The organism is Paraburkholderia sp. BR10954 (assembly GCF_040965775.1).
In the GTDB taxonomy this organism is placed as follows: domain Bacteria; phylum Pseudomonadota; class Gammaproteobacteria; order Burkholderiales; family Burkholderiaceae; genus Paraburkholderia; species Paraburkholderia youngii.
Map to the genome: position 1 here is coordinate 83,977 of NZ_JBFRCK010000027.1, position 26,692 is coordinate 110,668.

Annotated in this window: 31 protein-coding genes; 21 read left to right on the forward strand and 10 right to left on the reverse strand. The window is 66.7% G+C overall.

Features of this window, described 5'->3' with window-relative positions:
• Positions 1–4 precede the first annotated feature (4 nt).
• Together AB4Y34_RS29880 and cobG are read right to left on the reverse strand one after the other, a co-directional pair.
• Positions 5–631, reverse strand: a complete 627-nt coding sequence (locus AB4Y34_RS29880) for a precorrin-8X methylmutase (RefSeq protein ID WP_368718039.1) — start codon at positions 629–631, stop codon at positions 5–7.
• Positions 624–2,093, reverse strand: a complete 1,470-nt coding sequence (gene cobG, locus AB4Y34_RS29885; protein WP_368718040.1) for a precorrin-3B synthase — start codon at positions 2,091–2,093, stop codon at positions 624–626. The genes AB4Y34_RS29880 and cobG overlap by 8 nt, the downstream gene beginning before the upstream one ends.
• Positions 2,094–2,404: 311 nt before the next feature.
• Here cobG and cbiE point away from each other — a divergent pair, with 311 nt between their 5' ends.
• The 8 genes from cbiE to AB4Y34_RS29925 all read left to right on the forward strand — a co-directional run bounded on the left by cbiE (position 2,405) and on the right by AB4Y34_RS29925 (position 10,018).
• The gene (cbiE, locus tag AB4Y34_RS29890) at positions 2,405–3,628 is read left to right on the forward strand and encodes a precorrin-6y C5,15-methyltransferase (decarboxylating) subunit CbiE (RefSeq protein ID WP_368718041.1); all 1,224 of its coding nucleotides are present in this window, start codon (positions 2,405–2,407) and stop codon (positions 3,626–3,628) included.
• Positions 3,628–4,728, forward strand: coding sequence for a cobalt-precorrin-5B (C(1))-methyltransferase (locus tag AB4Y34_RS29895; RefSeq protein WP_368718042.1), 1,101 nt, complete (start codon positions 3,628–3,630; stop codon positions 4,726–4,728). The genes cbiE and AB4Y34_RS29895 overlap by 1 nt, the downstream gene beginning before the upstream one ends.
• Positions 4,725–5,471, forward strand: a complete 747-nt coding sequence (locus tag AB4Y34_RS29900) for a cobalt-precorrin-6A reductase (RefSeq protein WP_368718043.1) — start codon at positions 4,725–4,727, stop codon at positions 5,469–5,471. Before AB4Y34_RS29895 ends, AB4Y34_RS29900 begins: the two co-directional genes overlap by 4 nt.
• Before the next feature lie 20 nt (positions 5,472–5,491).
• Positions 5,492–6,220, forward strand: coding sequence for a precorrin-4 C(11)-methyltransferase (cobM, locus tag AB4Y34_RS29905; protein ID WP_368718044.1), 729 nt, complete (start codon positions 5,492–5,494; stop codon positions 6,218–6,220).
• A 212-nt stretch (positions 6,221–6,432) separates the two neighbouring features.
• The gene (locus tag AB4Y34_RS29910; protein ID WP_368718045.1) at positions 6,433–7,383 is read left to right on the forward strand and encodes a GyrI-like domain-containing protein; all 951 of its coding nucleotides are present in this window, start codon (positions 6,433–6,435) and stop codon (positions 7,381–7,383) included.
• A 2-nt stretch (positions 7,384–7,385) separates the two neighbouring features.
• Complete coding sequence (locus AB4Y34_RS29915) at positions 7,386–8,567, forward strand: alpha/beta hydrolase family protein (RefSeq protein WP_368718046.1); 1,182 nt, start codon at positions 7,386–7,388, stop codon at positions 8,565–8,567.
• A 219-nt stretch (positions 8,568–8,786) separates the two neighbouring features.
• Complete coding sequence (locus AB4Y34_RS29920; protein ID WP_013091756.1) at positions 8,787–9,062, forward strand: DUF1488 domain-containing protein; 276 nt, start codon at positions 8,787–8,789, stop codon at positions 9,060–9,062.
• A gap of 320 nt (positions 9,063–9,382) precedes the next feature.
• Positions 9,383–10,018 (forward strand): carbonic anhydrase, encoded by a 636-nt coding sequence (locus AB4Y34_RS29925; RefSeq protein WP_176123793.1) that lies wholly within the window; start codon positions 9,383–9,385, stop codon positions 10,016–10,018.
• Positions 10,019–10,163: 145 nt separating this feature from the next.
• Here AB4Y34_RS29925 and AB4Y34_RS29930 read toward each other — a convergent pair whose 3' ends face one another.
• On the reverse strand, positions 10,164–10,640 hold the full coding sequence (locus AB4Y34_RS29930; protein WP_368718047.1) for a PA14 domain-containing protein: 477 nt from the start codon (positions 10,638–10,640) through the stop codon (positions 10,164–10,166).
• Positions 10,641–11,090: 450 nt separating this feature from the next.
• On the opposite strand from AB4Y34_RS29930, the gene AB4Y34_RS29935 reads away from it, so the two are divergent.
• A complete protein-coding gene (locus tag AB4Y34_RS29935; RefSeq protein ID WP_368718048.1) occupies positions 11,091–11,834 on the forward strand; it encodes a DUF4148 domain-containing protein in 744 nt (247 codons plus the stop codon).
• 31 nt (positions 11,835–11,865) lie between these two features.
• Here AB4Y34_RS29935 and surE read toward each other — a convergent pair whose 3' ends face one another.
• A complete protein-coding gene (gene surE, locus AB4Y34_RS29940; protein ID WP_176384644.1) occupies positions 11,866–12,645 on the reverse strand; it encodes a 5'/3'-nucleotidase SurE in 780 nt (259 codons plus the stop codon).
• A 118-nt stretch (positions 12,646–12,763) separates the two neighbouring features.
• Between surE and AB4Y34_RS29945 the strand changes: the two genes are divergently transcribed.
• The 5 genes from AB4Y34_RS29945 (at position 12,764) to AB4Y34_RS29965 (ending at position 17,191) form a co-directional block, all read left to right on the forward strand.
• Entirely contained in the window at positions 12,764–13,939 is a 1,176-nt protein-coding gene (locus tag AB4Y34_RS29945; RefSeq protein WP_368718049.1) for an epoxide hydrolase family protein, read from the forward strand.
• A gap of 80 nt (positions 13,940–14,019) precedes the next feature.
• The gene (locus AB4Y34_RS29950) at positions 14,020–14,634 is read left to right on the forward strand and encodes an HAD family hydrolase (protein WP_368718050.1); all 615 of its coding nucleotides are present in this window, start codon (positions 14,020–14,022) and stop codon (positions 14,632–14,634) included.
• A gap of 48 nt (positions 14,635–14,682) precedes the next feature.
• The gene (locus AB4Y34_RS29955; RefSeq protein ID WP_368718051.1) at positions 14,683–15,642 is read left to right on the forward strand and encodes an aldo/keto reductase; all 960 of its coding nucleotides are present in this window, start codon (positions 14,683–14,685) and stop codon (positions 15,640–15,642) included.
• 172 nt (positions 15,643–15,814) lie between these two features.
• Positions 15,815–16,759, forward strand: a complete 945-nt coding sequence (locus tag AB4Y34_RS29960) for a metallophosphoesterase (protein WP_176105995.1) — start codon at positions 15,815–15,817, stop codon at positions 16,757–16,759.
• 36 nt (positions 16,760–16,795) lie between these two features.
• Positions 16,796–17,191, forward strand: a complete 396-nt coding sequence (locus tag AB4Y34_RS29965; RefSeq protein WP_176384634.1) for a cupredoxin domain-containing protein — start codon at positions 16,796–16,798, stop codon at positions 17,189–17,191.
• A 43-nt stretch (positions 17,192–17,234) separates the two neighbouring features.
• Here AB4Y34_RS29965 and AB4Y34_RS29970 read toward each other — a convergent pair whose 3' ends face one another.
• On the reverse strand, positions 17,235–18,302 hold the full coding sequence (locus tag AB4Y34_RS29970; RefSeq protein WP_368718052.1) for an aromatic acid exporter family protein: 1,068 nt from the start codon (positions 18,300–18,302) through the stop codon (positions 17,235–17,237).
• Between the two features lie 581 nt (positions 18,303–18,883).
• Here AB4Y34_RS29970 and AB4Y34_RS29975 point away from each other — a divergent pair.
• Positions 18,884–19,636 (forward strand): hypothetical protein, encoded by a 753-nt coding sequence (locus tag AB4Y34_RS29975; protein WP_368718053.1) that lies wholly within the window; start codon positions 18,884–18,886, stop codon positions 19,634–19,636.
• Positions 19,596–20,789 (forward strand): GGDEF domain-containing protein, encoded by a 1,194-nt coding sequence (locus AB4Y34_RS29980; protein ID WP_217910554.1) that lies wholly within the window; start codon positions 19,596–19,598, stop codon positions 20,787–20,789. Before AB4Y34_RS29975 ends, AB4Y34_RS29980 begins: the two co-directional genes overlap by 41 nt.
• 12 nt (positions 20,790–20,801) lie before the next feature.
• Here AB4Y34_RS29980 and AB4Y34_RS29985 read toward each other — a convergent pair whose 3' ends face one another.
• From AB4Y34_RS29985 to AB4Y34_RS29995, 3 genes are all read right to left on the reverse strand, one after another.
• Entirely contained in the window at positions 20,802–21,452 is a 651-nt protein-coding gene (locus tag AB4Y34_RS29985; RefSeq protein ID WP_368718054.1) for a glutathione S-transferase family protein, read from the reverse strand.
• 109 nt (positions 21,453–21,561) lie between these two features.
• Positions 21,562–23,037 carry a sodium:solute symporter gene (locus tag AB4Y34_RS29990; protein ID WP_176105991.1) on the reverse strand — a complete coding sequence of 492 codons (1,476 nt, stop codon included), beginning with the start codon at positions 23,035–23,037 and terminating at the stop codon, positions 21,562–21,564.
• Positions 23,034–23,249, reverse strand: a complete 216-nt coding sequence (locus tag AB4Y34_RS29995) for a DUF3311 domain-containing protein (RefSeq protein ID WP_013091742.1) — start codon at positions 23,247–23,249, stop codon at positions 23,034–23,036. Before AB4Y34_RS29995 ends, AB4Y34_RS29990 begins: the two co-directional genes overlap by 4 nt.
• A gap of 353 nt (positions 23,250–23,602) precedes the next feature.
• On the opposite strand from AB4Y34_RS29995, the gene AB4Y34_RS30000 reads away from it, so the two are divergent.
• Positions 23,603–24,277, forward strand: a complete 675-nt coding sequence (locus tag AB4Y34_RS30000; protein WP_176105989.1) for a MarC family protein — start codon at positions 23,603–23,605, stop codon at positions 24,275–24,277.
• Positions 24,278–24,345: 68 nt separating this feature from the next.
• On the opposite strand, the gene AB4Y34_RS30005 is transcribed toward AB4Y34_RS30000, so the two are convergent.
• Positions 24,346–24,672: a hypothetical protein gene (locus AB4Y34_RS30005; RefSeq protein WP_368718055.1), complete on the reverse strand. Its 327-nt coding sequence runs from the start codon at positions 24,670–24,672 to the stop codon at positions 24,346–24,348.
• 146 nt (positions 24,673–24,818) lie between these two features.
• On the opposite strand from AB4Y34_RS30005, the gene AB4Y34_RS30010 reads away from it, so the two are divergent.
• A complete protein-coding gene (locus AB4Y34_RS30010) occupies positions 24,819–25,064 on the forward strand; it encodes a DUF6723 family protein (protein ID WP_176384626.1) in 246 nt (81 codons plus the stop codon).
• A gap of 48 nt (positions 25,065–25,112) precedes the next feature.
• Here AB4Y34_RS30010 and AB4Y34_RS30015 read toward each other — a convergent pair whose 3' ends face one another.
• Positions 25,113–25,349 (reverse strand): hypothetical protein, encoded by a 237-nt coding sequence (locus AB4Y34_RS30015; protein ID WP_368718056.1) that lies wholly within the window; start codon positions 25,347–25,349, stop codon positions 25,113–25,115.
• Between the two features lie 173 nt (positions 25,350–25,522).
• Between AB4Y34_RS30015 and AB4Y34_RS30020 the strand changes: the two genes are divergently transcribed.
• The 3 genes from AB4Y34_RS30020 to AB4Y34_RS30030 all read left to right on the forward strand — a co-directional run bounded on the left by AB4Y34_RS30020 (position 25,523) and on the right by AB4Y34_RS30030 (position 26,691).
• Positions 25,523–25,855 carry a hypothetical protein gene (locus AB4Y34_RS30020; protein WP_176384623.1) on the forward strand — a complete coding sequence of 111 codons (333 nt, stop codon included), beginning with the start codon at positions 25,523–25,525 and terminating at the stop codon, positions 25,853–25,855.
• A 61-nt stretch (positions 25,856–25,916) separates the two neighbouring features.
• Positions 25,917–26,093, forward strand: a complete 177-nt coding sequence (locus AB4Y34_RS30025; RefSeq protein ID WP_176105984.1) for a hypothetical protein — start codon at positions 25,917–25,919, stop codon at positions 26,091–26,093.
• A gap of 52 nt (positions 26,094–26,145) precedes the next feature.
• The gene (locus AB4Y34_RS30030; protein WP_176105983.1) at positions 26,146–26,691 is read left to right on the forward strand and encodes a cupin; all 546 of its coding nucleotides are present in this window, start codon (positions 26,146–26,148) and stop codon (positions 26,689–26,691) included.
• The last annotated feature ends 1 nt before the right edge of the window (position 26,692 follow it).

Below are 26,692 nucleotides of genomic sequence, written 5' to 3' on the forward strand. Positions count from 1 at the left end.
TCATTTATTCGACCTCCGTCGCAAGCGCGTTGACCGCGGCGGCGGCCATCGCGCTGCCGCCGCGCCGTCCGTGCACCACCACATAGGGGACGCCGCGGCCGTTTTGCGCGAGTGCCGCTTTCGATTCCGCCGCGCCGACGAAGCCGACCGGAAAGCCGAGAATCAGCGCGGGCTTCGGCGCGCCGGCATCGAGCATGTCGAGCAGATGAAACAGCGCGGTCGGCGCATTGCCGATCACGACGACGCTGCCCGCCAGATGCGGACGCCACAATTCGAGCGCCGCGGCCGAGCGCGTGTTGCCGATCTCGCGCGCCATCGCTGGCACGTCCGGGTGCGTCAGCGTGCAGATCACTTCGTTGTTCGCGGCCAGCCGCGCGCGCGTGATGCCTTGCGCGACCATGCCCGCGTCGCACAGGATCGGCGCGCCTTGCGCGAGCGCGCGGCGGCCCGCGCTGCCTGCGCCGGGGGAGAACGCGAGGTCGTCGATCACGTCGACCATGCCGCACGCGTGGATCACGCGCACCGCGAGTTTTTCGAGGTCGGCGGGGATGCGCGCGAGGTCGGCTTCGGCGCGGATCGTCGCGAACGATTGGCGATAGATCTCCTGACCGTCGCGAATGTAATCAAGCATGTGGAGTACTCCGGGCGAGGCGCGCGAGCAGCGCGGCGGCCTCGTCGATCGTCAGTTGGGGCGCGACGCATTGGCCGAAACCGGGGCGGTCGTCGCGTCGATAAAGGTCGTAGCGGCCGGGCGCCGCGGCGAGCAGCGTGTACGGCGCGCGATGCGCGGCCGCGCACGAGCGCGGGCAGCCGGTCAGATGCACGTCGACGCCTGCGGGTAAGCGTTCGGCGAGTTGCAGGGCGTCGGTCTTGGTGTCGGCGAGGCCCTTCGCGCAGCCGGCCGAACCGGCGCAGGCGATCACATGCGTGATGGCCTGCGCGGGATCGCAGGCGAGGCCGAGTGCGCTCAGCTTCGCGAGCACGGCGGGCACGGCGTTCGTCGCGATGTCGGTCAGCAGTACGCTTTGCCACGGCGTTGCGTGCAGCATGCCGTTGCCGTGTCGTTGCGCGAGCGCGGCAAGGCTGCGCAGTGTGGCCGCGTCGATTCGGCCGAGCGGCGGCTGGCCGCCGACGTGCCACGTGCCGTCGCCGCGCTGCGCGTGCGCGCCGAGCCGCAGCGATGCGTCGGCGGGAATGTGGCGTTGCCAGCGGCGCAGCGATGCGTCGCGTGCGAGCGGGAAATCGACGTAACGTTGCGCGTGTCGCAGCACCGCATCGGCGGAGTGCGTGGCGAGCAGGTCGCGCATGCGGGTCGCGTCGGCGGCGGCGAGGTCGAGGAACGTGTGCAGCAACGCGCGCACGAACGCGGGCACGCGCGACGGCGGGACGGCCGCGAGGGCGCCCGTGCCGTCGGCATCGGGATGGCCGCCGGCGTTCGCGTTATTGCCTGTCGAGCCGGGGCACCCCGCGAGGCCGAACGCGAAGCGCACGCCTTGTTCCTCAGTCGACGCGGCGAGCCACACGTCATGCGGATGATCGACTCGCGCGAGTCGTTCGCCGCCGTCGAGCAGCAGCGCGAATTTCGGCGACAACGCGGCGAAACGCGCATCGCTTTGCAGCAGCGTGAGCAGCTCCGCGCACAGCGGCGTCGTGTCGATCAGCGCGTGCGGATCGCGGCCGGCGGCGGGGCTGATCATCACATTGCGGACGTCGTCGGCGTAGCTGAGCGCGGTGGGGACGGTGGTGTAAGGGTCGCTCGCGGTGGACGGTCCAAGCCCCGCGCCAATCAGCGCCGCGCTCAACGCAGCTTCGTGTCCGCTACGCACGCCGCGCAGTTGCAGATTTGCGCGATTGGTCAACTCGGCGACGCCGTTCGCGTGCCGTGTGCTCGTATCGGCGATTGCGTTTGCCTGCGACGCGCTCAGCACGCCGCCGGGCAGTTTGATGCGGCAGATGCCGCCGTCGCGCGCGGGGACGATGCGCAGCAACCCCGGACATGCCGAGGACCGCGGTGTCGTGACCGCGTGGGACGAAACGGTGGGAGGCGAAGCTCGATTCAATGGGGCACCGGGTTTAGCGTCGCGCGACGGCATGGCGGCGGCCTCGCTGCATGCTGCCCGATGAGGGCCGGCGTGAACCATGCGGCCGAAAAGCGCTTCGGGCTGACCGTGGGCAATGAAAGCGGCCATTATATCTTTACGCAATGGCCGCAGCGCCTGTTTGCCGGCCATCGCGCGATGCCGCCGATCGCGACGCACGGCGCCGTGCCGCGGACCCGCGGGCCGCATGGCGGCGGTATCATGCGGACTTTCGCAACCCGCGGTCCGAGCCTGCGCGCAGCCGCATGCATGACGCGGCGCGGTGCAATCGCTCAAGAATCGACGCAACTGATGAGGATGGATGCATGCCGGCATGGCTGACCGTAGTGGGCATTGGCGACGACGGCTTCGCCGGTTTGGGGCGGCCCGCGCGGCGTGCGTTGCTGGGCGCGTCGGTCGTGTACGGCGGCGAGCGCCATCTGGCGATGCTGCCCGCGCGGCTCGCCGCGCGCCGTGCCGCGTGGCCGCGTCCGTTCGATCTCGCGCCGTTGCTCGCCGAGCGTCCGCATGCGGTGTGCGTGCTCGCGAGCGGCGACCCGATGCTGTTCGGCGTCGGCGCGACGCTCGCGCGGCAGTTGCCGGCCGGAGAATTGCGAGTGCTGCCCGCGCCGTCGTCGCTGTCGCTCGCGGCCGCGCGGCTCGGCTGGCCGTTGCAGGATGTCGCGACCGTGTCGCTGGTGGGCCGGCCGCTTGCCGCGCTGAATGTGCATCTGCATGACGGCGCGCGTCTGTTCGTGCTGAGCGCGGACGGGCGCACGCCTGCGGCGCTGGCGGCCTCGCTCGCTACGCGCGGCTTCGGTGCGACTCACATGACGGTACTCGAACATCTGGGCGGCGAACGCGAACGGCGCGTCGATGGCCGCGCCGATCAATGGCTGGACGGCGAGATGGCCGCGCTCAATCTGATCGCGCTCGACTGCCGCGCGGCGGCGCAAGCGCCGCGTCTGCCGCTGACCTGCGGCCTGCCCGACGACGCCTTTATCCACGACGGCCAGTTGACCAAGCGCGACGTGCGCGCCATCACGCTCGCGCGCCTCGCGCCCGCACCCGGTGAGTTGCTGTGGGACGTCGGCGCGGGCAGCGGTTCGATCGGTATCGAATGGATGCGCGCGCATCCCACCTGTCGTGCGATCGCGATCGAGGCGAACGACGCGCGGCAGCGCTTCATCGAACAGAATCGCGATGCTCTGGGCGTGCCCGGTATGCAACTCGTGGCCGGCCGCGCGCCGGACGCGTTGCGCGGACTGCCTGCGCCGCATGCGGTGTTCATCGGCGGTGGGGTGACGGTGCCGGACGTGCTCGACACCTGCTGGGCGCAACTGCGCGACGGCGGCCGGCTCGTCGCGAACGCGGTCACGCTGCAAGGCGAGGCGGTGCTCGCCGCCTGGCGCGAGCAGCATGGCGGCACGCTGACACGCATCGCGCTCGCGCACGCGCAACCGCTGGGCGGCTTCGATACATGGCGCCAGGCGTTGCCGATCACGCTGCTCGACGTGACCAAACCCGCCAAACCGTCAGCCGATTCGTGATGCGCGACGAAACCCCCGAACAGCCGGCGCCGCTGCGCAGCGGCTATACGACCGGCAGCTGCGCGACCGCGACGTCGCTGGCGGCCGCGCGTCTGCTGCTGGAAGGCGAGCTCAGCGAGGTCGCCGAGATCGTGTTGCCGAAGGGCCAGCATGTGCCGATGCGGCTCACGTTCTGCCGTCTCGCGGAAATGGACGGCGAGCGGATCGCCGAGGCTGGCACGATCAAGGATGCCGGTGACGATCCCGACGTGACGCATGGCGCGCTCTTGTTCGCGCGCGTGCGCCTCGTGCCCAAGCCTGGTGTGATTTTTCGCGCGGGGCCGGGCGTCGGCACGGTCACGCGCGCGGGGCTCACGCTGGCTGTTGGCGAACCGGCGATCAATCCGGTCCCGCGCCAGATGATTACGCAGCATCTCGACGAACTCGCCGCTCGCCACGCGTATCGCGGCGGTTTCGAAGTGACGATCGGCGTGGAAGGCGGCGAAGCGCTCGCGCTGAAAACGATGAACCCGCGGCTCGGCATCGTCGGCGGACTGTCGATACTCGGCACGACCGGCATCGTGCGGCCGTTTTCCTGTTCCGCGTATATCGCGTCGATTCATCAGGGCATCGACGTTGCGCGCGCGAACGGCTATATGCATGTGGCCGCTTGCACCGGCAATGCGAGCGAGGACGCGATGCGCGCGCACTACGGCTTGCCCGATATCGCGTTGATCGAAATGGGCGATTTCGTCGGCGCGGTGCTCAAGCATGTGAAGCGCGCGCCGGTCGAGCGTCTGAGCATTTGCGGCGGCTTCGGCAAGCTCAGCAAGCTCGCGGCCGGCCATCTCGACCTGCATAGCCGCAACTCCAGCATCGATCTCGAACAACTCGCCGGCTGGGCCGCCGAGCATGGCGCTGACGCCGAGCTGCAAGCGGCGATGCGCGCGGCCAACACGAGCCAGCAGGCGCTCGCGCTCGCGCACGCGCAACAGGTGCCGCTCGGCGACATCGTCTGTCAGCGCGCGTTGGCCGTTGCACACGATATCGTGCCGCCGCAGGTCAGCGTCGAAATTTTCGCGATCGACCGGCAGGGCAACTTCGTCGGAGTCGCCCGATGACCCGCATCCTGCTGCTCGGCGGCACCGGCGATGCGCTGAAGATTGCGCGCCAACTCGGTCGCGCGCATGTGTACAGTCTTGCGGGGCTCGGCAAGGTGCCCGACGACCTGAAGTGCGCGGTGCGCGTCGGCGGCTTCGGCGGCAGTGAGGGGCTGGCGCGTTACCTCGCAAGCGAAGCGATCGGCCTCGTGATCGACGCGACGCATCCGTACGCGGCGCGGATCAGCGCGAATGCCGTAGAGGCGTGTCGCGTCGCGAAGGTGCCGTGCTGGGCGCTGCGGCGTCCGGCGTGGCAGCCGCAAGCGGGCGACGACTGGCGCATGGTCGATGACTGGAACGAACTGATCGATGCGCTCGCGCTGTTCAGGCGACCGCTTTTCACGCTCGGACGCGAACCGCTCGCGCATCTCGACGAGATTCCGCCGTATCAATTCTGGACCGTGCGCGTGCTCGATTCGCATCCGGACACCGCGCGCTCGCGCATCCTCGCGGCGCGCGGACCGTTCACGCTCGACGGCGAACGCGCGCTGTTCGCGCTGCAGGCGTTCGACGTCGTCGTCAGCAAGAACAGCGGCGGCGGCGCGACCGAGGCCAAGCTCGACGTTGCGCGCGAACGCGGCTTGCCGGTGATCATGCTGCGACGGCCGGTGTTGCCCGACGTCGATCGCGAGTTTGGCGGCGTTGCCGATCTTCTCGATGCGTTGCCCGCGCAGTTGGATTCGGCTTCGGCATCGGATCAGTGAGCAAATAACTGGAGTACTGAATGACAGTGTTTTTTATCGGCGCGGGTCCGGGCGACCCGGAACTGATCACGGTGAAAGGGCAGCGTCTCCTGCGCGGCTGTCCGGTGATCCTGTATGCGGGGTCGCTGGTGCCGGCGGCGGTGCTCGAAGGTCATAGCGCCGAACAGGTCGTCAACACCGCGGAACTCGATCTCGACCAGATCGTCGCGCTGCTCGCGGCGGCACACGCGAAGGGCCAGCATGTCGCGCGCGTGCATTCGGGCGATCCGTCGCTGTACGGTGCGATCGGCGAGCAGATCCGCCGCTTGCGCGAGTTGGACATCCCTTACGAAATCGTACCCGGCGTGACCGCGGCGGCCGCATGCGCGGCGGCGCTCGGCTGCGAGCTGACGCTGCCCGGCGTGTCGCAAACGCTGATCCTCACGCGCTACGCGAGCAAAACGTCGATGCCCGAAGGCGAGCAGTTGGCCGATCTCGCGCGGCATCGCGCGACGCTGGCGATTCACCTCGGCGTGCGGCATCTCGCGCGCATCGTCGATGAATTGCGGCCGCATTACGGCGGCGCGTGTCCGATCGCGGTGATTTATCGTGCGAGCTGGCCCGACGAGGAAAAGATCACCGGCACGCTCGACGATATCGTCGCGAAAGTGCAGGGCAGCGCGATCGAGCGCACCGCGCTGATTCTGGTCGGGCAGGTGCTGGCCGCCGAAGGTTTCGCCGATTCGACGCTGTATGGGAACGGCAGTTGACGGCGCCGTGACAGCCTTTTGGGTGTCGGAAAGCGGCGTGCGTTGTCGATCATAATGTGACGCAGCGCGCGAGCGTGGCCGCCGGTTTCCTGGCAAAACGCGAAAGCGCGAAAATCCGCAAGTTCTGCACCGCCACGCGGCGCGCAGAGCGCTATCGTGGCGCCATGATGAAGCCCGGCACCGAATGTGATTACCGTCGACGGATCGCTCGCGTGGTCGAGGCCATTCTGGTCGAGCCCGGCGCGCGACACACGCTCGACAGCCTCGCGGCCGTCGCGCATATGTCGCCATACCACTTCCACCGGATTTATCGCGCGTTGATGGGCGAGAGCGTCGTCGATACCGTCAAGCGTCTGCGACTCGCCGAGGCGGCGCAGCGGCTGACCGACGCCGCGCAAGTCACGGCGGTCGCGCACGACGCTGGCTACGACAGCCCCCAGGCGTTCGCGCGTGCGTTTCGCGATTTCGCCGGTGTATCGCCGAGCGAGTTCAGGACCCGGCAGCGGCATCTGGTGGCGAATCCGGCGGCTTTGGCGCGGACGCGGCGAACGGCGCATGCGCGCATCGCGCAGCATGGCGAAGGCGATCGCATAGGCGTTGACGGCTGCCGCGACGAATACGCTGAAAACCAAAGCACGCCCGCATTACCATCCGTCGAAGTCATCGAGATCGCGCCGCTCGACGTGCTATGCCTTCGCCATGACGGCCCGGTCGTGACGATCGGCCAGACCTTCCACACGCTGATGACGACGTTGCGCTGCGACGAGAACCCGGTGTTGCAACAGCGCGTCGGCATCTGCGCGCGCGATCCGTCGATGGCGGGCGGGCTTTGCTACCACGCGGGAGTCGTCGCGGGGTTGCCGGCGGCGTGCAGCGATGCGATGCGACGGCTCGACGATGCCGCGCAACGCTCGCGTGTTGCGGGGCTGCCACCGGGCATCGAGCCGCTGCGGCTCGAAGGCGGGCTGTACGCGGTGCACCGCCTCGTCGGTCCTTATGCGCTGATCTCGCCGACTTTCAGGGCGCTGTACAGCGGCTGGCTGCCCCGCAGCGGCTACCGGCGCGATCAGCGGCCGGGGCTCGAACTGTATCGAAGCGCGCCCGATCGCGGCGCGCTGGACCCCTGCATTACCGATCTGCTGATCCCCATTCGCGAGGACTAACCATGATGCGTCGAAGCTGTGCCGCGCTGTCGAGCGCGGTGGTGGTGTCGTTGAGCGTGGCATTGTCGGGGGCGCTGGGCGGCGCGATGTGGGCTGCGTCGCCGGCGCATGCCGACGCGCGAACCGCATCCGCCGACTGGCATGTCGGCGAGACGAGCCGCGTGTTTCATCCCGACGTGGCCCGCAACTGGCGCGGCGCGCAAACGCAGGCGCTGATCACGCGCATCTGGTATCCGGCCGATGCGACGCAAGCCGAGACGCCCCACGATATCGGCGCGCCCGGCCATCCGATGTTCGTCGGCCACGCCGCCGCCGACGATGCGCCGTTGTCCACGGCGCAACGCAAATACCCGTTGCTGCTGCTGTCGCATGGCACCGGCGGTAGCGCGGACAGTCTCGACTGGCTCGCGGCATCGCTGGCCGCGCAGGGCTATATCGTCGCGGGCGTCAATCATCCGGGCAACAACGCGCTGGAGCCGCGCACGCGCGACGGGTTCATCCTCTGGTGGGAGCGCGCGACCGACTTGAGCGAAGTGCTCGACGGCGTGCTCGCGGACCCGCGTTTCGGTCCGCGCATCGACACGACGCGGATCGGCGCGCTCGGCTTTTCGCTCGGCGGCTACACGGTGCTCGAAGTCGCGGGCGCACGTACCGATCGCGCGGCGTTCGAGCGTTTTTGCACGTCGCCCGAAGCCGATGCGATCTGCTCGCCGCCCGAAGCCGCGAGTCTCGCGCACGCGCCGGACGCGTCGGCGTTGACGGTCGACGGGCTATCGGCCGAAACGAATGCATCGCGCGCGCGTTCGGGCGACTCGTATCGTGATCCGCGCGTCAAGGCGGCGTTCGCGATCGCGCCCGCGCTCGGCGAGGCGTTCAACAGTTCATCGTTCAAGGAAGTGACGATTCCGGTCGCGCTGCTCGCGGGCGAGGCGGACACGACGGCGCCCGTCGACACCAATATTCACCGCATCGCGGGCTTCATGCCGCAAGCGACGGTGACGATGGTGCCGGGCGCCTCGCACTACACCTTCATGGATGTGTGCAAGCCCGAGCTGATGGAGCGTCTGGCGCCGATCTGCAAGGACGGGCCGGGCGTCGATCGCGCCGCGATTCATGCGCGAACCGCGGCACAGGTACGTGATTTCTTCGCGGCGACGCTGCCGGCGCGCGGGCGTGACGATTGAGTATTGCGGGACATGAAGGGCGTAGTATCGGTATGTTGACTGCGTCGACGGCCCGGAGGAGGCCTTGCTGCGGCGCATCGGCGCGGCCGCGCATGACGGCCGCTCAGCTGTATGCACCTTGCGCAGAATGCGCGCTCGCGCCAGGGCAGCCGGCCAGCCGGCCAGTTTGGGCATGAGCGTTGCGTATTCGGATTTCCCTTTGACACACGGAGGACAATCATGAGGATCGAATTCACCGGACGGCGGGAAGTGGTGGCTGCTGCGCGCGTCGCCTACGAGGCCAATGTGGACGGGAAGGACGTATGGTGCAGCGTGTCGCTCGACGCGCTCAATGACCATTTCGGCAACGGCAGCCTCGGCAACGGCGCCCCGTCGGCTCACGATCTGGTGGGAACGTTCGAGGCGAACCGCGCCCGCATTGAAAATGCTACGCGGCGGGTGCTCGAACGCAACGGGGGACGGTCCGTGGAACTCGAAACGCGCGACTTCGATTGAGCGGCCCGCTTGCGCGTATCGGGTCAACTGATTCTCGCCGCGGTGGAAAGGACTCTTCCGCCGCGGCGGCTATATCCGCGGCGCCGGCGCGGCTACAGTATCGACGCACACATTGCTTCATGCGTGTGAGCGAGAGAGTTGGACCCGGCTGCCGGCAGCCGGGTCTTTTTTTATGGCGCGTCCAGGCACACCATTATTTCGCTGGCAATTCGACGCTGGAGCGTCCGACGATTAGCACGGTGATTCGCGCGACGAGTGAAAGGCTGCGGTATAGTCGCGGCAAACTTTAAATCCGTCTCTTCGATTCTCTGGAGAAAATCGTGCAGGAAATCATCGAAGGTCTGATCCGCTTTCAACGCGAGGTCTTTCCACAGCAAAGCGCGCTCTTCAAGCGTTTATCGACCGCGCAGAATCCCAGCACGCTCTTCGTGACCTGTTCGGACAGCCGCGTGGTGCCGGAACTGCTGACGCAGACCGAGCCGGGCTCACTGTTCGTGATCCGCAACGCGGGCAACATCGTGCCGTCGTACGGCCCGGAGCCGGGCGGCGTGTCGGCTACCGTCGAATATGCGATCGCCGTGCTCGGCGTGACCGACATCGTGATCTGCGGCCATTCGAACTGCGGCGCGATGACGGCGATCTCGTCCTGCACGAACCTGGAGCACATGCCGGCGGTCGCGAGCTGGCTGCGTCACGCGGATGCGGCGAAAGCGATCAACGCGTCGCGTCACTATTGCTCGGATGCGGAGCGTCTCGCGGCGCTGGTCAAGGACAACGTGATCGCACAGCTGGCCAATATCCGCACGCATCCGTCGGTGGCGGTCGGGCTCGTGAACAAGACGCTGCGGCTGCATGGCTGGATCTTCGATATCGAAAGCGGCGAAATGCTCGCGCTCGATGGGAATACCGGTAACTTTTTGTCGCTTACAGAGAATCCGGAAATTTATGCGGGTTGACGTGGCATTTAAAACGGGTTTTGCTTTGAGAAATCAATAGCCCGAGCTTGCTAAAAGCCTTGCCTAAAAAGAACGCGGCGCAACGGATTTTCCGGTGCGCCGCGTTGTTTTTGGGGGTGGCCGGCGCTGTGGCGCGGCGTCGATCTCACCGCGCCGCGCGGCACAACCATCCCTGTCGGCTCGACGTCACCAGCGAATCCGGCGGCACGACCTTCAACACATCAGGGCTCTTCGCAGCCGGGTTCGACCACAACAGATGCATGCTCGCCGCTCCGCTGCCGTGCACGTACTCGACCTTGATCGACGCGCTCTGGTTCGCGGCGAAATGGACCTTGCCCGAAGCGCTGCCTTGCGTCGTGCTCGTTTTGTCGATCACCTTCACGCCGTTGATCCACAGATGCGCGACGTTGTCGCTGTTGATCGTGAACATGTATTCGCCGTCCTGCGCCGCCTTTAGCGCGCCGGTCCGGCGCACGCCGTAGTTGGTCGCATTGACGCCGGCCGATGCGATCGGACCTTCAGCGCGGCGCCGGTGAAGACGTCGATCACGCCGCTGATCGACTTCGATCTCAACACCGAGCGCGGCACCGATTCCCCTGATGCCCGCCTGGTCGATGGTCATAATTATTATTAAATTTGCACACGGCGAATGCGCTTGAAGCGTCGCCGTAAGCGCGAGAGCGCGGCAACTGGACGTGCGCGGGTCGTTCGATGCACTCGCGATCATGGCGCTCCTCGGCGCGCTCGCGACGGTATCGCGTTGATCGTCGGCAGTTCGGTTGCCGTCGCGATGCGCGGCAAACCCGAGGAAGGGCCGCTCGTTTGAGCCGGCTTCGCGTCCCGCTGAGAAAAGGGTCGCGAAGGCGCAGGAAAACTTGCTTGGGACTCCGGTTAAAGGGCCCGTTTGCACAGAAGAATCCCCGTCGGTTTCGGACACACCCACGACGAGATCCGCCGATTCGTCAGTTGTTGGGTCTAAAACGAAAACACTGTCCTTCGGATCGCCGACACTTTGACTAATGGGTCGTCGATCTGTCGGAATGGGGAGCGTGCCTTGTACAGCGAACCGAGAATGATCGTGTTGACGGGCCTCGTCTTCGGCGCGGTGACGATCGGGGCCTACGTGTCGCAGTTGGACAACGACTGGTCGTCCGGCCGGGACGCGAGCCTCGTCGCCGATGGCGAACGGGGTGTCGGCGCGACGGGCGCGGCGGCGACGCGGCACCATGCGCTGCGCGACGACGCGCCTGCGCTGCGGTCTCAGCCGGCCGCGTCGATCGGAGCGCAGGCAGGCGACGCACTGGCCATCGCGGCGCTACAGTACGCGCGGGAGTCGAACAAGCCGCAACCGCAGGTGCAACCGCAGCCGCAGCCGACGATTTTGCCGCCACCGCCCGCGGTCACCTCGAACCGGACCCAGGCGCCGCCCGCGGCAAAGACAGTGCGCACACACCATAGCCGGATTGCATCGGGCACCACCACGAAACCGCATTCAGCGCAAAGCGCTGTGACGACATCGGGTACTCATGCACGGGGCAGCAGCTACCGGAAAAGTTCTACTGCCGAGCGCTCCGGCAAGAAAGCGGCTGGCGTGATGCCAGAGGCGCGGCCGTCGCCGCCACATGCAACGCAAGGCGTCGAATCGGCGTGGTCGATGCCGCGCTCGGGGCAGAGCAGCGAGGCCGCGACTCAAGCGGTTGCCAACAGCGGCCCCAAAACGCGCGCCGAGGTAGAGGCCGAACTCGTGCGCGCGAGAGAGAACGGCACGATGCCCGCGTTCGGCAGACCCGCACCGTCGGGACCTGGAGCGCACTGAAGGAGGCCGCCGCGCCGCGTCCCATCAACCTTTAGATCAACGACGCGGCGAGCCGCGCGAAGGTGGTCTCGTCGGTGCGATCGAACGCGAGCGGCGTGACCGATACGCGGCCCGCCGCGACCGTCGCCGTTTCGCTGTCGGCATCGTTCTCGCGCGGGCCACGATCGAAGCGCAGCCAGTGATACGCGATGCCGCGCGGATCGACTTCCGGCAGCACCTCGATGTCCCTGACGAGCCCGACGCCCTGGCGCGTCGGCGTCAGCGGACCGGCATCGGCTGCATCGACGTCCGGGAAGTTGATGTTCAGGCAGGTCGGCGCCGCATGCTCGATCGCGAGCAACTGACGGATCACGCCGGGCGCGAGCGTGCGCGCGGTGTCCCAGCGCACGCGTTCGCGATCGGTGAATACCTGGCTCAGCGCGAACGACGGCAGTCCGAGCAGCAGCCCCGTCATCGCCGCGCCGACCGTGCCCGAGAACATCGTTTCGATGCCGAGATTGCCGCCGCGATTGACGCCGGACAGCACCAGCGTCGGCGGCGCCTCGCGCATCAGATGACGCACGCCCATCACGACGCAATCGCCGGGCGTGCCGGTCACGCCGAAACGGCGTTCGCCCTGGCGGCTCACGCGCAGCGGCGAATGCAGGCTGATCGAATGCGACGTACCGCTCTGGTCGTGCTCGGGCGCGACCACCCAGACTTCGTGCGCGAGCTCGGCAGCAACCGCTTCGAGCACGGCGAGGCCGGGCGCGTCGATACCGTCGTCGTTCGTCAGCAGCACTCGCGGCACCTTGGATTCGTAAGCGGACATCGATTCAATCTCCTGTGGGTCGGTCAATGGATCGTAGGGAAGGGACGCCCATTATCCGGCTTTCATTCGACGCGCGTACGATGACGTTGAGCCGCCAACCGACCCAGGACGACCCGCCATGCAGATCGACCCGTTTGAGATTGCGATCGCCGATCAGGACATCGACGATTTGCGCCGCCGCATCCGTGCGACCCGCTGGGCACCCGCGACGCCCGCGCCCGCGTGGCAGCAGGGCGCCGACCCGGCCTGGCTGCGCGAACTCGCGAGCTATTGGGCTGGGCAGTTCGACTGGCGCGCGGCCGAACGCAAGTTGAACCAGCTGCCGCAATTTCTCGCCGACGTGAACGGCCAGACCGTGCACTTCGCGCATCGGCGCGCCGCGAGTGTCACACCGGGATTCCAGGCTTATCCGCTCGTGATCACGCACGGCTGGCCTGGTTCGTTCTTCGAGTTTCACGCGCTGCTCGATCAGTTGTGCGATCCGGCCGCGTTCGGCGCCGATCCCGCCGACGCCTTCGACGTCGTCACGCCGTCGCTGCCGGGCTTCGCGTTTTCGCCTGCGCCCGCGCAGGCCGGCATGTCCGCGTTCCGGGTCGCGGACCTGTGGGTGTCGCTGATGCGCGGGCTCGGCTACGAGCGCTTCGGCGCGCAGGGCGGCGATCTTGGCGCGGGCGTGTCGATCGCGTTGGCCGCGCATCATCCGCGGGCGGTCGACGGCATCCACCTGAACTTCCTGCCGAGTTCCTACGAGCCGGCGATCGGCGCGGCGCAGCGGGAGCCGACCCCGGCCGAGCGGGACTATCTGCGCGAGAAGAACGACTGGGCCGCGCTCGAAGGCGGCTACGCGCATCAGCACAGCACCAAACCGCTGACCGTCGCCGCGTCGCTGAACGATTCGCCGGTGGGACTCGCCGCATGGATCGGCGAGAAGTTTCGCGAGTGGAGCGATTGCGGCGGCGACGTCGAAAGCGTGTTCTCGATCGACGAGCTGCTGACCAATATCTCGCTGTACTGGTTCACGCAGTGCATCGGGCCGGCGATGCAGATGTATTGGGAAAACCGCCTGCAGCCGATGCGTTTCACCGACGGCGAGCGCATCGACACGCCAGTCGGCTTCGCGCTGTTTCCGAAAGAGATCAATCATCCGCCGCGCAGCTGGCTCGAACGAACCTTCAACGTCGTGCAGTGGAGCGAAATGCCGGCCGGCGGGCACTTCGCGGCGATGGAAAAGCCCGAGTTGCTGGCGGCCGAGATTCGCAAGTTCTTTAGGCCGTTGCGGCAGAAAACACGTTAGGCCGCAGCGTAGCGCGCAAAAAGCGCATGGCGCATGGCGCACGGCGCGCGGCGCAAACTTCAACCCCGGAGACCGACGGCATGAGCGCACCCGTCACGCTGCTTCTGTTCGACCTGGAAGGTGTGCTGTCGCACTACGACCGCGCCGCGCGTGTCGAGCGTCTCGCGGCGATCGCGGGCTGCACGGAAGAGACCGTGCGTCATGCGATCTGGGGCTCGGGACTCGAGGCGCGCGCCGACGGCGGCGAAATCAGCGACGACGAATATCTGCGCGAACTCGGCGCGCTGCTCGGGTATCCCGTGAGCCGCGCCGAATGGCTCGACGCGCGGCTCGCGTCGATCATGCCAAACGAAGCGGCGCTCGCGCTGGCGTCGCGCGCGGCGCAGCGTTGCCGCATCGCGATACTGACCAACAACTGCCGCCTGCTGACCGACCACATCGCTTATCTGAATCCGCCCGTGGCGCGGCTGTTCGGGCCGCACGTGTATTCGTCGGCGGTGTTCGGCGCGGCGAAGCCCGCCGCGCAAACCTATCTGCGCTGCGTCGAACGGCTCGGCGCGGCCCCACCGGAGACGCTGTTCATCGACGACAGCGAGGCCAACGTGGACGGCGCGCTCGCGGCTGGTTTGCAGGGCTACCGGTTCGTCGACGCGGATGGCCTGGCGGTCGAATTCGCGCGGCGGGGTGTGCTTTAGCCGCTGCGATGACGGTCGAACTTCCACGCACGAGGGCACCTACCCGCTATGGCACTTGCGTCGAACCACGATCACCGCCGCCGCTTTCTGCGCGCGGCGCTCGGATTACCGGCAACGCTCGCGTGGTCGCGCGTCACGTCCGCGCAGACTAAACCACCCGCGCAATCCGGTACCTCCTTACCCCGCATGAACCGCCGCGCGATCCCGTCCACCGGCGAAGCGCTGCCCGTGATCGGCTGCGGCACGTGGCGTACCTTCGACGTCGGCGACGATGCCGCCGCGCGCGCTCAGCTCGCCGACGTGCTGCGCATCCTGTTCGAAGCGGGCGGCTCGGTGATCGATTCTTCGCCGATGTACGGTTCGTCGGAAGCGGTCGCGGGCGCGCTGCTCACCCAGCTCGACGCGCATCGCAAGGCCTTCGTCGCCACCAAGGTCTGGACCGAGGGACGCGCAGCCGGCATCGCGCAGATGGAGGAATCGCTGCGGCGTTTTCAGCAGCCGCATGTCGATCTGATGCAGATCCACAATCTGCTCGACTGGCGCACGCAGCTCGCGACGTTGCGCGACTGGAAAGCGCGCGGCCGGATTCGCTATCTCGGCATCACGCATTACACGTCGAGCGCGTTCGACGAGGTCGCGGCGGTGATGCGCAGCGAGAAGCCCGACTTCGTGCAGATCAACTACGCGGCCGACGATCGTGCGGCCGAGCAACGCATCCTGCCGCTCGCGGCCGATCTCGGCATCGGCGTCGTGATCAATCAGCCGTTCGGCGGCGGTGGTTTGCTCGCGCGCGTGATGAAAACGCCGCTGCCCGCATGGGCCGCGGAAATCGGTTGCACGAGCTGGGCGCAGATTCTGTTGAAATTCGTGCTCGCGCAGTCTGCGGTGACGGTCGTGATTCCCGGCACCGGCCGGCCGCAATACATGGCGGACAACGTGCGCGCGGGATCGGGACCGCTGCCCGACGCCGCGATGCGCGCACGGATCGTCGCGGCGGTCGGCGGCTGACGCGATGCGCAATTCAGTGTGCAATCCGTCACGGCGTTTACTGACTGCTTTCCATTTGCATACACGCGTTACGTCCCGCAAACGCCGCACGACACGGGAATAAAACCCGCCACACGACAGTCATGCCTCACGAACCGGGTTCGGTTCGGCGAATCCCTATCGTGAGGTCATCATGTCGTCACAACATTCATTCGATCCGGCGCGTCGCGGCGCGCTGAAGTGTCTTGCGTTCGGTGGCCTGGGCACCGTGTTCATGCTGTCTGGCGGCGTGCTGACGCCGGTCGAACTCGCGCTCGCGGCCGACGCGAACACCGCGACGCCAGTGGCGGGTACGCCGCTTTTCCTGCAGATCAGCGACACGCATATCGGCTTCAACAAGGAAGCGAATCCCGACGTCGCGGGCACGCTGAAACAGACGATCGATTACGTCAACGCGATGCCGTCGCGGCCGCCGCTCGCGATTCACACCGGCGACATCACGCATCTGTCGAAGCCCTCTGAATTCGATCTGGCCGCGCAGCTGATGTCGGGACTGAAGATCACCGAGCTGCACACGGTCCCCGGCGAGCATGACGTCACCGACGGCCCCGGCACCGAGTACTTCAACCGTTTCGGCAAGGCGTCGGATAACCGCGGCTATTACAGCTTCGATCATCAGGGCGTGCATTTCGTCGGCCTCGTCAACGTGATGCATTTCAAGCCGAATGGCCTCGGCGGTCTCGGCAGCGAGCAGCTCGAATGGCTCGAAAACGATCTGAAAGGCCGCACGTCGAGCACCCCGGTCGTCGTGTTCGCGCACATGCCGATGTGGACGATCTACGAGCCGTGGGGCTGGGGCACCGGTGACGCGGGACAGGCGATGGACTATCTGAAGCGCTTCGGTTCGGTGACGGTGCTGAACGGTCACATTCACCAAATCGTGACGAAGGTCGAAGGCAACGTGACGTTCCATACCGCGCGCTCGACCGCCTATCCGCAACCGACCGCCGGCCAGGGCGAAGGCCCGGGGCCGCTGAAGGTCGCGAGCGACCAGTTGCCGAAGATGCTCGGCGTGACGAGCGTCAGCATCGCGCGTCATCCGCTGAAGGCGACGCTCGACGACACGACGCTCGCGTGACCGCACGCGCTACTTTTACGCTCGAGGAGATCAGTGATGCCAACCAACCTGATGGGCCGAGTACTCGCAGTTGCGCTCGGCAGTGCCGCGATTCTGGCGATGTCGGCGGGGCTCGGCTTCGCGCAAACCACCATGCCGATGCAGATGCCGATGAAGCCGGCGCAGCAGCAGACCGTCGCGGCGACGCCTAACGCGATGTTCATGAAAAACTTTAATTTCACGCCGACGGATTTGACCATCAAGGCGGGCACGACGGTCACATGGAAAAATCTCGACGGCGAGCCGCACACCGTGGTCAACGACGCGGGGCTGTTCCGCTCGTCCGCGCTGGATCAGAACGACACCTATCAATTCAAATTCGATAAACCGGGCGTGTACAAGATCTTCTGCGGCATTCATCCGAACATGAGGGCGACCATTACCGTGCAATGAGCGGTGCCATGAGCGGCGAGGCGAACCGGGCAACCCGCGCCGCTCACGCGGTATGCAGCTCGCTCAACCGGCACAGCAGAATCCCGTAGCCGGTCAGATGTCCGAGGTACACGCTCGTAAACACGTTCGACGCGGGCAGGTCCTCGGTCAGTTGACGCAGGTCCTCGATATGCAGAGGCGGGGCGTCGAGCGGCGGACGCTCGACGCGCAGGTCCGCCGCCTCGGCCAGTTGCCGGTGAGCGCTGACGAGCCGCGCGAGCCGCGCGAGAAACATTTCGCGCCACGCGGCATCGAGCGCGGCGAACTGATCGTGAAACGTGTCCATCGTTTCCAGAAAATTGACCAGCGAATCGAAAGTCTCCTGATAGCACGCGAACACCGGCAGCCTTGCCGCGTTGCGCCTCAGATGGGGCGACACCCACGCTTGCTCGAGGTCGGTCTTCAGCAGCAGGTGAGCCTGCTTCAGGTTCGTGCTCAGCGTGCGCAGCTTCGAGGCCGCCGGCTTGATCTGCGCTTTGTCGAGCTGAGCCGCGGCTAGTTGCGCGACGACATCGATGGCCTGTTCGTTGCCGTCGTTGACGAGCGTGTTGGCCCAGTAGCCGTGATCGGGGGGAAACGCGATCTGCTGGATCACGAAGCCGAGGAACATGCCGAGTACCACGCCGATCAGACGCTGTTCGAGCAGAGGGAGATGTTCGCCCGTATAGAGCACGAGCGTGATCGGCACCGTGATGCTGGTCATCTGGAACAGCGACGGCCGCAGCGCGACGATGCTGAAGATCACGAGCGGCAGCAGTGCCGCGCCCATCCACAGGTGCGGTGCGGTCAGCCAGATCAGCAGCGTGCCGATCGGCATCGCCACCACGTTGGAAAACACCCGCTTGTAGAAGTAGCTTCGCGCCGCCGAAATCGAGCTACCGAGCGCCAGCGTCAGCATCGTCGAACCGGCAAGCGGCACGGCCGCGTCGGGAAATCCGAGCAGGTACGGGATGCCGAAACCGATCCACAGGCCGAGCGTCAGCTTCGTGTACCTGGCGGTTTCCGAAAGAGAAAAGCGCGCGAGCGCGCGGCGCAGCGGCGTGAGGGGTTGGTGCTGATACCTGTTCGACATGATTCTCATGCTGACCGATGAGGTGGGGCCGGGCCGCGTCAGGCCGGGCCGCGTCAGGCACGGCGCGCGTTCGCGACATGCGCGCAGGTGACCTTACCACCGGGCGCGAATGGTTTCGGGAATTCGCACGCCATCAGGTTCGCGAGATGCTGCTCAAGGGCGCGCGGCGCTCAGTCCCACGAGGGTTTCGAACGGCGCTGTCGGGGTCGCGCGTGAGTGCGCGTTCAGGCGCGGTTGTTGCATGCGAAACGGCCACCGCGATGGCGCGTTTCGCGGAACTCGCGTCGCATCGGGCGTCGCGGTGACGGCGGGCGCGCGGCTGGCTGTCGAGCGATTAGCGGAGTTGGAGTTTTTACCAGCTTTGCACACTTTTTTGCCAACTCACGCGGTATCCGGCGGCGTCGTTCGAAGCACCCTGGAAGCGACGCGCAAACGCAACGCTGCTGTGTTGTCGGCGGTTCGCGACAGGATTACATTCATTGAGCATTGCGTGCGGCGGCAGCCCGCGAGCGCGGCTTATGCGGCGGCTCGTCAGTGCGCCAGCTGGTCAGCAGGAAGTGGCATACCCGGAGCGTATTGCGATGGCTACCGATCCCGACGATACCGACTTGCGTCATTCCACAACGGACGGCCGTTCCTCCTTCGAACCCGACGGCACGGACGAATCGGGCGTCCCGCCGCCGCGCTTCGGCCGCCTCGCGCTATGCCTCGCGGCGGCCGGCGCGCTGACCTTTGGCGTGATGGGTACCGTCGCCTACGGCGTCTGGTTCAACCAGGATCAGCAGACCTACGCGGATGCCATTGCGGGCGCACGCCAGGCGCTCGGTTCATCGGCGCCCGCGGTGCCGACGGTGGCCGTCGCGCACGCGCCGCAGGAGGCCGCCACGCCCGCCATCGCGCAGTCAGCCACGCAGCCCACCGCGTCAGACGTCGCGCTCGCAACGGCCGGCTCGAACGGCGGCTTCGAGGACACCAACCCGGCCGTGTGGTCCGGGCAGGTCCACCCGAGTACGCCCGAGTCGAATCTCACCGCCGCGCTGGCCGATACCCCGGTCGATGCCTCGGCGGATCTGTCGGCGGGTCTGTCGGACCACCCACCCACCGCCCCGATCGTTCCGACGCCACCGCCGCGCTCCATGCGGCACGTCGCGAATTCGACGGCGAAGCCCGCGGGCGGTCAACATACGAAAGAAACGCGCGTCGCGCAGCAGGAGCGGCGCGCGTCGTCGCAGCACAACGGCGGTCTGTTTGCGCGGATCGGACAGTTCTTTCGACGCGTGAGCTATCGTCAACATGACAACGGCCGACAGCAAGATCCCTACTCCCATCCCTGAGCACGGGGTCGCCGGGTCAGCGGGGCAAGCGTGGCTGCGCGGCGCCGCACGCGCGCGCGGGCCGGTGTGGCGCTTCCGGCCGGGGCCCGCGAGCGTCGCCGTGGCCGCGCTGTTGTGTCTGCTGTTCGGCCTGCTGTATGTGGCGATGCAGATCCGCACGGTGTTTTCCGATCAGTTGAAGCAGGAGTACGCGGGCCTCGTGCTCGAAGCCGCCGGGCGCGTCGACAGCGCGCGCGAACAGTTGGCCGCGTGGCAGCACATGGCCAACGCACCGGCGAGCCACGACGCGTCGTTCGTGCCGGGCTATGAGGCGGCGCGCGCGGAACTCGCGCGGCGTTTCGCGTCGCTCGCGGCGCTCGTCAACGCGAGTCCGTCGCCGGCGCCGCCCATTCCGTCGATGTCACCGACCCAGGCGACGCCCGAAGCCGTCGCGGCGGTGCTCGGCAGCGTCTCGGCCTACTGGCGCGCGCAGCGCGACGCGGCGAGCGCCGACGTGCGGCTGCGCGTCACGCACGTCGCGCGCACGCTGATCGCGCTCGCCGCGCTGCTGTTCTGCATGCTGATCACGGCGCTCGGCATGTACGCGAAGCGCAACCGCCAGCTCGCGGGGCAGTCGCACGAGTTCGAACTGGCGTCGCTGCACGATTCGCTGACCGGCCTGTCGAACCGCCGCAAGCTGCTGGGCGCGCTCGACGCCGCCGCCAGAAACGCGCGGACCGCGGCCGTCGAGCCGCGCCTCGCCGTGCTCTACATCGATCTCGACGGCTTCAAGCAGGTCAACGATTCGTTCGGACATCGCACCGGCGACGAATTCCTCGCCGCGGTGTCCGAGCGGTTTCGCGCGTCGGTGCGCAAAGGCGATCTGGTCGCGCGCATTGGCGGCGACGAATTCGCGGTGCTGGTGCGCACCTTCGCCGGCGATGACGAGCTCGCCGAGATCGCGCGCCGGCTGATGGCCTGCGTGGTCGAGACCGACGAGCAGATGGGAATCGGCCGCGTGCGCGCGAGCGTGGGCATCGCGAGCTATCCCGACGATGTCGACGATCACCGCCGTCTGATCGCCGCCGCCGATGCCGCGATGTATCAGGTCAAGCGCGACGGCAAGAACGGTTTCGCGTTCGCGGCGCAGACGGGCAGGGAAGCGACGATGTGAACCTGTCGAGCGTCACTGAGCCTCGTTGCGCCACTCCGTCAGCTTCTCGCGCTCATTGAGTTCGATGAACGCCGGCCGCGCGCGCAGCATGCGGATATAGCCCGCGAGATGCGGCCAGCCCACCGTCGCCGGGTGCGGCATGTTGCGGGTCCAGCGCATCAGCACGAGCGCAAGCAGATCGGCGGTGCTGAGCTGCTCGCCCGCGAGGTACGCGTGGCCGCCGGCGAAATGCGCGTCGAGCCGCTCGCACGCCGCTTCGATGCGGCGTTGCGCGAGCGCGCGCACCGCGTCGGCGCCGGCCGGGTCGCCGTCGCTGCCGGCGTAGAACCAGTCGCGCATCGCGGGCAGCAGCGTGTTCGCGAGGTAGATCATCCATTCGAACCATTCGCCGCGCGCGGACGACCCCGGCGCGGGCGCGAGCCCGGCGTCGGCGTGGCGCTCGGCAAGCAGCATCAGCAGCGCGGCCGATTCATGCCGGGGCACGCCATCGACGACCAGCGTCGGCACGCGTCCGGCCGGATTCAAACGCAGATACTCGGGATCGTGCTGCTGGCCCGCGTCGATATCGACGAGGCGCGCTTCGAACGGCACGCCCATTTCGAGCAGCATCCAGTGCACGGGCATGCTGGCCGCGCCGGGCGAGTAGTAGAGAACGTAGGACATGTCGGGCTCCGTGGGTCGAGGGACGAGCGGTCGAACCGTGAACCGGAAGAATAAGGGGCTGTCGCCGAAGCGAACAGCCCCTTCAGATGCATCAGGCGCTAGCTGTCTTTCAATGCGCCGACGCGTGCTTCTCCTGCTCGGCCGCGCTCGGCTGCGTCACCGCGCTGACGATCACGAACACGATCACGTTGACCGCGAGCGCGAGGAAGCCGATGTTGACGTCCTTCAGCGCCTCGGGCAGGAACGGCATCAGTTGACCGACGCTCCAGTGCAGCGTCGTGGTCAGCGTGACCACTGCGACGCCGGCGACGATCCCGCAGAACGCGCCTTGCCTCGTCGCGCGGTTGCGCGGGAACAGGCTGCAGATCACGGCCGGGAACAGTTGCGTGACGAAGCTGTAGCCCATCAGCAGCAGCGCGACGATGGTTTCGCCGCCGTTCAGCGTGAAGAAGACCGCGACCAGCGCCACGATAGGCACGAGGACGCGCGCGATCATCGCGACCGACGCATCGGACGCGTTGCGGTTCACCATGCCGCGGTAGACGTCGTTGGCGAGCAGCGTCGAGGCCGAGGTCAGAATCATCGAGCCCGGCACCAGCGCGGTCAGAATGCCGGCCGCGCCGATCACGCCGACGAACCACGGATCGAACGTCTGCAGCGACAGGCGGAACAGCGACAGGTCGATGTCGGCCCCCTTCAGGCCCGGCACGCGCAGCGTCGCCGCGAAGCCGACGAAGAACACGAACAGCAGGATCAGCTGATAGAGCGGCAGGATCGCGGCATTGCGGCGGAAGATGCGCTCGTCCTTCGCCGTGAAGATCGAACCGAACGTATGCGGCCACATGAAGAAGCCGAGCGCGGTCAGCAGCACGGTCGACTGGAACCACACGACGCTCGAACCGTGCGCCGGGAAGGTCAGGAAGCCGGGACGGGCGGCGTCGATGGTGCGGAACATCGCGGCGAAGCCGCCGTAGTAATGCAGCGGCAGATAGATGCCGAGGAAAAGCACGATCGCGAGGATCAGCAGGTCCTTGACCACCGAGTTCCATGCGGAGCCGCGCACGCCCGACACGATCACGTAGGAGGTCACGACGATCGCGCCGATCCAGATCGCCGCCGTCGACGAGATCACGCCATAAGACGCGGTCGCGACGATGATGCCGAGGCCCTTCAATTGCAGCACCAGATACGGAATCAGCGCGGCCACGCCGACCAGCGCGACCAGCGTGCCGAGCGCCGGGCTTTCGTATTTGCGCGTGAAGAAGTGCGGCTGCGAGACGAGGCGGTGCGCTTTCGCGTAGCGCCAGATCGGCGGCAGCATCCAGTACGACAGGATGTACGCGAGCGTGCCGTACGCGAGGATGTAGTAGACCGGTGCGCCCTTGCCGTATGCAAAGCCGCTGCCGCCGAGGAACGTGAAGGTCGTATAGATTTCGCCTGCCATCAGCAGGAACACGAACGCGGTGCCGAAGCTGCGGCCGCCCACGCTCCATTGCTCGAGGCTCATGTCGTGGCCGCGCCTCGCGCGCACGCCCAGGAACAGCGCGAACAGCGTAACGGCAGCGATGATGACGAGTGCGCTCATGGGCGAACCTCCTCGCCATTGGCGGCGACGCGCCGGTTGGACGGATCGAGGTTGTAGACGATCGCCATGATGATCGCGCTCAACACCACCCACATGACGATCCATGCCAGCACGAACGGCATGCCGAGCACGATGGGCTCGACCCGATTGACAAACGTAACGCCGACCAGAATGCCGATGAACGGCAACGCGGCAAGTACACGAAGAAGCATGCGGGCAACTCCTCGAACGGGCAGTTATGTGTCGTTGAAATTCCGGCTTCGCTGATGACTGTATGCCGGATACTTCGCTCCCGTAAAGTAGGTCAAAATAAATGCGAGGATTTCGACCGTTGCAATTGCATCTTTCCCGCACGGATTGCTGCGGTGCAAAGCGGGACGCGACGTGACGCGCCATGTATCGCGCGGCTTTTTTACTGGGCGACTGGCGCACCGCGATATGATCTGCGAGCATTGCAGCATTTTCCGGTCCGCGCGATGCGTGCCGGATTCATGACCGGCACCGCGCCCACGCGCGAACCCCCGCGAGCACATGCAGGCACACACGCAGACACACGGACACGCACATGGTCGAAAGTCTGATCTCGGACATTATGTTCGGCTTCATCGGCATGATCAGCATCATCAATCCGTTCGGCGGCGCGTTCGTGTTTTTGGATCGGACCGCATCGTTGACGCTCGACGAGCGCGACGCGCTTGCCCGCAAGGTCGCGATCAACGCCGCCTGCGTGCTGCTGGTGGCGTTCTTCATCGGCACGCCGATCCTGCATTTCTTCGGTATCTCGATGGAGGCGCTGCGCATTGGCGGGGGGCTCGCGCTCGCCGTCGGCGGCTGGCAGATGCTCAATGCGCCCGACACGCCGGCCGAGCAGACGGACGTCAAGCGCGTCGATGCCGAGACTGCGAAGGCCCGTGCGTTCTTTCCGCTCACCGTGCCGCTGACCACCGGGCCCGGCTCGATCGCGACCGCGATCGCGCTGTCCGCGAATCGTACGCACAAGCTGTCGGCGTTCGTGATGTCGAGCATCGCTTCGGTCGCGATCACGTTCGCGGTGGCCGTCTGCGTATATCTGATCTATAGCCGCGCGACGGTGTTGGCGCGCTATCTCGGCGTCGAGGGCACCAAGGTCGCATTGCGGGTGTCGGCGTTCCTGCTGCTGTGCATCGGCGTACAGATCATCCTGACCGGCGTGTCGGAATTCCTGACTCCGATCGCGACGATGCGGGCGACTACCCCGTAGCAGGTCGGCGCGCTCATGGCAATGAGGATAACTGTCGATCCTCCCATATTGGCCGTCCCGACATGGGCTCAATCCGCGATGCACGGCAACCGCCGGCGCCATGCGTGCAACGGCGGCGGCGCCGCGGGCGGGTCGCCTTCCGGTGGTCCGTTGGGGTCGTCGAGCGGATCGTCCGGGATCGGATCGGGGTCGATGTTCGGCGGCGGCGTCTTGGGCGGGATCTCAGGGTCGACCTCGGGCGGCGTCGGCACATGCAGATGCAGCGGCAGCGGCAGCGTCTGCGTCGAAATCCGCGCCAGGGTGGGTGCGTCCAGGCCGAATGTGCCGATTGCACGGGGCGTTTGCCGGCTCGTGTCAGGTAAATCCATCAGGGTCTCCACAAAGTCTTCGTTCACACGCGCAATGCTTGTGCCGCATGACGACGGATGTCGTTGCGTGGAACGTGACTTGCTGAAAACCCGCACACGCCGCATCGCGATGCCCGCGCGCGCCCGGCTCGCATTGGACATCACCCACGCAAAGCACAGGAAGAGGAACGCATATGGCGCGACACAAGGCCGACGTTGCTGACGACGAGTTCGAGATTTTCGCCAGCTATCACGGAACAGGCGACGGCCGATACATAGGTGGACTGAAGGTCGTGAGGAAAGCGGACAGGCGGATTCTGTTTCCGTTCGACGGCGCACCGCAGATCGGCCCCTATGCGACCGCCGACGAGGCTCGCCGCGCCGCGATTGCGTATGGCCGCGAGCTGGTCGCGGCCGATCGCGCCGCCCCCGAAGGCTGAGCGCGCGCGGCCGGTGCGGTGCCTGTTCCGCGACACGTGCAGACGCGATCAAGGCATACCGCCGAGCGACGGCGAAATCGTGCTGCCACGCGCAGGATCGTCCGGATGTTCGTCGGGCTCGATGGGGCGCGTCGCCAGCGGCGGGTGATCGCGATAGCAGGTCTCGACCGAACCCTCGACGAGGCAGTTCTGGAACGCATCGGCGTCGCTCTTTTGCGCGAACGTGTACAGCGTGCGCTCGACCTGCACCTCGGTGCCGGATACGCGAATAGTCGTGATGCTCATAGGGTTCTCCTTTGGGTTCCCCTTTTTACAAAGCGAGAGATCGCAATGGCCGTGCCTGTCGCGCTGCGCTTGACTTCATCGGCAAGGCTCGAATGTTGCTGCATGAACCAGGTGGCCGTTCGAGATGCCGCGTCACGACGCGAATCGACGGCCGAACACACGAGGAGGGCGTGATGCCAGATCCCCAATCGACCAACGCCGACACCCGGCAGCAGGCCGCCACACCTGGCGGCGAGCAGTCCACGAGGCCGGATGAGCGCGCCGCGCCCGCGATATCCGACGAAGTCAAAGCCCGCAACAAGCCGAGCGGCACGCACTACGTCGAGCCGAGTCCGCTCGGCATCGAACCGGTCGTGCAGACCGGCGTGGATAAAGCGACCAATCCGCCACGTTCGAACGAGAGCCCGCGGCACGGCGCCGAGGTGCCGCTCGGCACCGGCGAGCACGCCGAACCGCCAGGGGGCGGCGGGCGCGAATCGCATCGCAAGCAGCCGGGCGAGCAATGACGCGGCGCGTCGTGAGCCAGCCCGGGCATCCAGTCCGTCAACCTTCAACCGGAGAAAGCGCATGCAACCGGACAACTCAACTGAATCGATGAACCCCGGCGACGAAGCGCCGCCCAACACACCAGGCGCGGGCGAAGACATTTGCCGCGCCTGCCATGGCACCGGCACGGTAGACGGTGCTCGCTGCACCGTGTGCGGCGGCACGGGCAAGGTGCTGCAGGGCATCGGCGGAGGCTAGCCGGTGCTGGAGCGCCGGTTCGCGGCAACCGCATCACAAGCCAGGAGCAATCATGTTCAACGAGTCAAAGCACGGCTTCGACGCCGCGCAGACCGAATACGAAGCTTTCATGCTGGAACCGCACGGCTGGGTGCCGAACAACAGCAAGCTGCCGGTCGTGCTGTACCGGCGCGCGCTGTCGCCCGGCAGCGGCAATCTGCCCGCCGCATTCGAAATCCTGTTCGAGCGCAATGCATGGCCCGCGCAGTGGCGCAACAGCATCTTCGACTTCCATCACTTTCACGCGACCGCGCACGAGGTGCTCGGCGTGACCGACGCGAGCGCCGAAGTGATCGTCGGCGGACCCGGCGGACGGGTGGTGAGGCTGCATACGGGTGACGTGCTGCTGCTGCCGGCCGGCACCGGCCATTGTCTGCAATCGTTCGAGCCGCATTTTCAGGTGGTGGCGGGCTATCCGTTGGGGCAGCAGTGGGACATTCGCCGCGAAGCGCTGACGCCGCAGGAACTCACCGAGATGCTGGCGCTGCCGTTTCCGCCGCTCGATCCGATCGACGGCAAGCATGGTCCGGTGGTCGAGCTTTGGCTGCAGGCGGCCTGAA

Coding starts and splice junctions, on each gene's coding strand:
- AB4Y34_RS29880 (WP_368718039.1), bottom strand. CDS start 631: ATGCTTGATTACATTCGCGACGGTCAGGAGATCTATCGCCAATCGTTC.
- cobG (WP_368718040.1), bottom strand. CDS start 2,093: ATGCCGTCGCGCGACGCTAAACCCGGTGCCCCATTGAATCGAGCTTCG.
- cbiE (WP_368718041.1), top strand. CDS start 2,405: ATGCCGGCATGGCTGACCGTAGTGGGCATTGGCGACGACGGCTTCGCC.
- AB4Y34_RS29895 (WP_368718042.1), top strand. CDS start 3,628: ATGCGCGACGAAACCCCCGAACAGCCGGCGCCGCTGCGCAGCGGCTAT.
- AB4Y34_RS29900 (WP_368718043.1), top strand. CDS start 4,725: ATGACCCGCATCCTGCTGCTCGGCGGCACCGGCGATGCGCTGAAGATT.
- cobM (WP_368718044.1), top strand. CDS start 5,492: ATGACAGTGTTTTTTATCGGCGCGGGTCCGGGCGACCCGGAACTGATC.
- AB4Y34_RS29915 (WP_368718046.1), top strand. CDS start 7,386: ATGATGCGTCGAAGCTGTGCCGCGCTGTCGAGCGCGGTGGTGGTGTCG.
- AB4Y34_RS29920 (WP_013091756.1), top strand. CDS start 8,787: ATGAGGATCGAATTCACCGGACGGCGGGAAGTGGTGGCTGCTGCGCGC.
- AB4Y34_RS29930 (WP_368718047.1), bottom strand. CDS start 10,640: ATGACCATCGACCAGGCGGGCATCAGGGGAATCGGTGCCGCGCTCGGT.
- AB4Y34_RS29935 (WP_368718048.1), top strand. CDS start 11,091: ATGATCGTGTTGACGGGCCTCGTCTTCGGCGCGGTGACGATCGGGGCC.
- surE (WP_176384644.1), bottom strand. CDS start 12,645: ATGTCCGCTTACGAATCCAAGGTGCCGCGAGTGCTGCTGACGAACGAC.
- AB4Y34_RS29945 (WP_368718049.1), top strand. CDS start 12,764: ATGCAGATCGACCCGTTTGAGATTGCGATCGCCGATCAGGACATCGAC.
- AB4Y34_RS29950 (WP_368718050.1), top strand. CDS start 14,020: ATGAGCGCACCCGTCACGCTGCTTCTGTTCGACCTGGAAGGTGTGCTG.
- AB4Y34_RS29955 (WP_368718051.1), top strand. CDS start 14,683: ATGGCACTTGCGTCGAACCACGATCACCGCCGCCGCTTTCTGCGCGCG.
- AB4Y34_RS29960 (WP_176105995.1), top strand. CDS start 15,815: ATGTCGTCACAACATTCATTCGATCCGGCGCGTCGCGGCGCGCTGAAG.
- AB4Y34_RS29965 (WP_176384634.1), top strand. CDS start 16,796: ATGCCAACCAACCTGATGGGCCGAGTACTCGCAGTTGCGCTCGGCAGT.
- AB4Y34_RS29970 (WP_368718052.1), bottom strand. CDS start 18,302: ATGTCGAACAGGTATCAGCACCAACCCCTCACGCCGCTGCGCCGCGCG.
- AB4Y34_RS29975 (WP_368718053.1), top strand. CDS start 18,884: ATGGCTACCGATCCCGACGATACCGACTTGCGTCATTCCACAACGGAC.
- AB4Y34_RS29980 (WP_217910554.1), top strand. CDS start 19,596: ATGACAACGGCCGACAGCAAGATCCCTACTCCCATCCCTGAGCACGGG.
- AB4Y34_RS29985 (WP_368718054.1), bottom strand. CDS start 21,452: ATGTCCTACGTTCTCTACTACTCGCCCGGCGCGGCCAGCATGCCCGTG.
- AB4Y34_RS29990 (WP_176105991.1), bottom strand. CDS start 23,037: ATGAGCGCACTCGTCATCATCGCTGCCGTTACGCTGTTCGCGCTGTTC.
- AB4Y34_RS29995 (WP_013091742.1), bottom strand. CDS start 23,249: ATGCTTCTTCGTGTACTTGCCGCGTTGCCGTTCATCGGCATTCTGGTC.
- AB4Y34_RS30000 (WP_176105989.1), top strand. CDS start 23,603: ATGGTCGAAAGTCTGATCTCGGACATTATGTTCGGCTTCATCGGCATG.
- AB4Y34_RS30010 (WP_176384626.1), top strand. CDS start 24,819: ATGGCGCGACACAAGGCCGACGTTGCTGACGACGAGTTCGAGATTTTC.
- AB4Y34_RS30015 (WP_368718056.1), bottom strand. CDS start 25,349: ATGAGCATCACGACTATTCGCGTATCCGGCACCGAGGTGCAGGTCGAG.
- AB4Y34_RS30020 (WP_176384623.1), top strand. CDS start 25,523: ATGCCAGATCCCCAATCGACCAACGCCGACACCCGGCAGCAGGCCGCC.
- AB4Y34_RS30025 (WP_176105984.1), top strand. CDS start 25,917: ATGCAACCGGACAACTCAACTGAATCGATGAACCCCGGCGACGAAGCG.
- AB4Y34_RS30030 (WP_176105983.1), top strand. CDS start 26,146: ATGTTCAACGAGTCAAAGCACGGCTTCGACGCCGCGCAGACCGAATAC.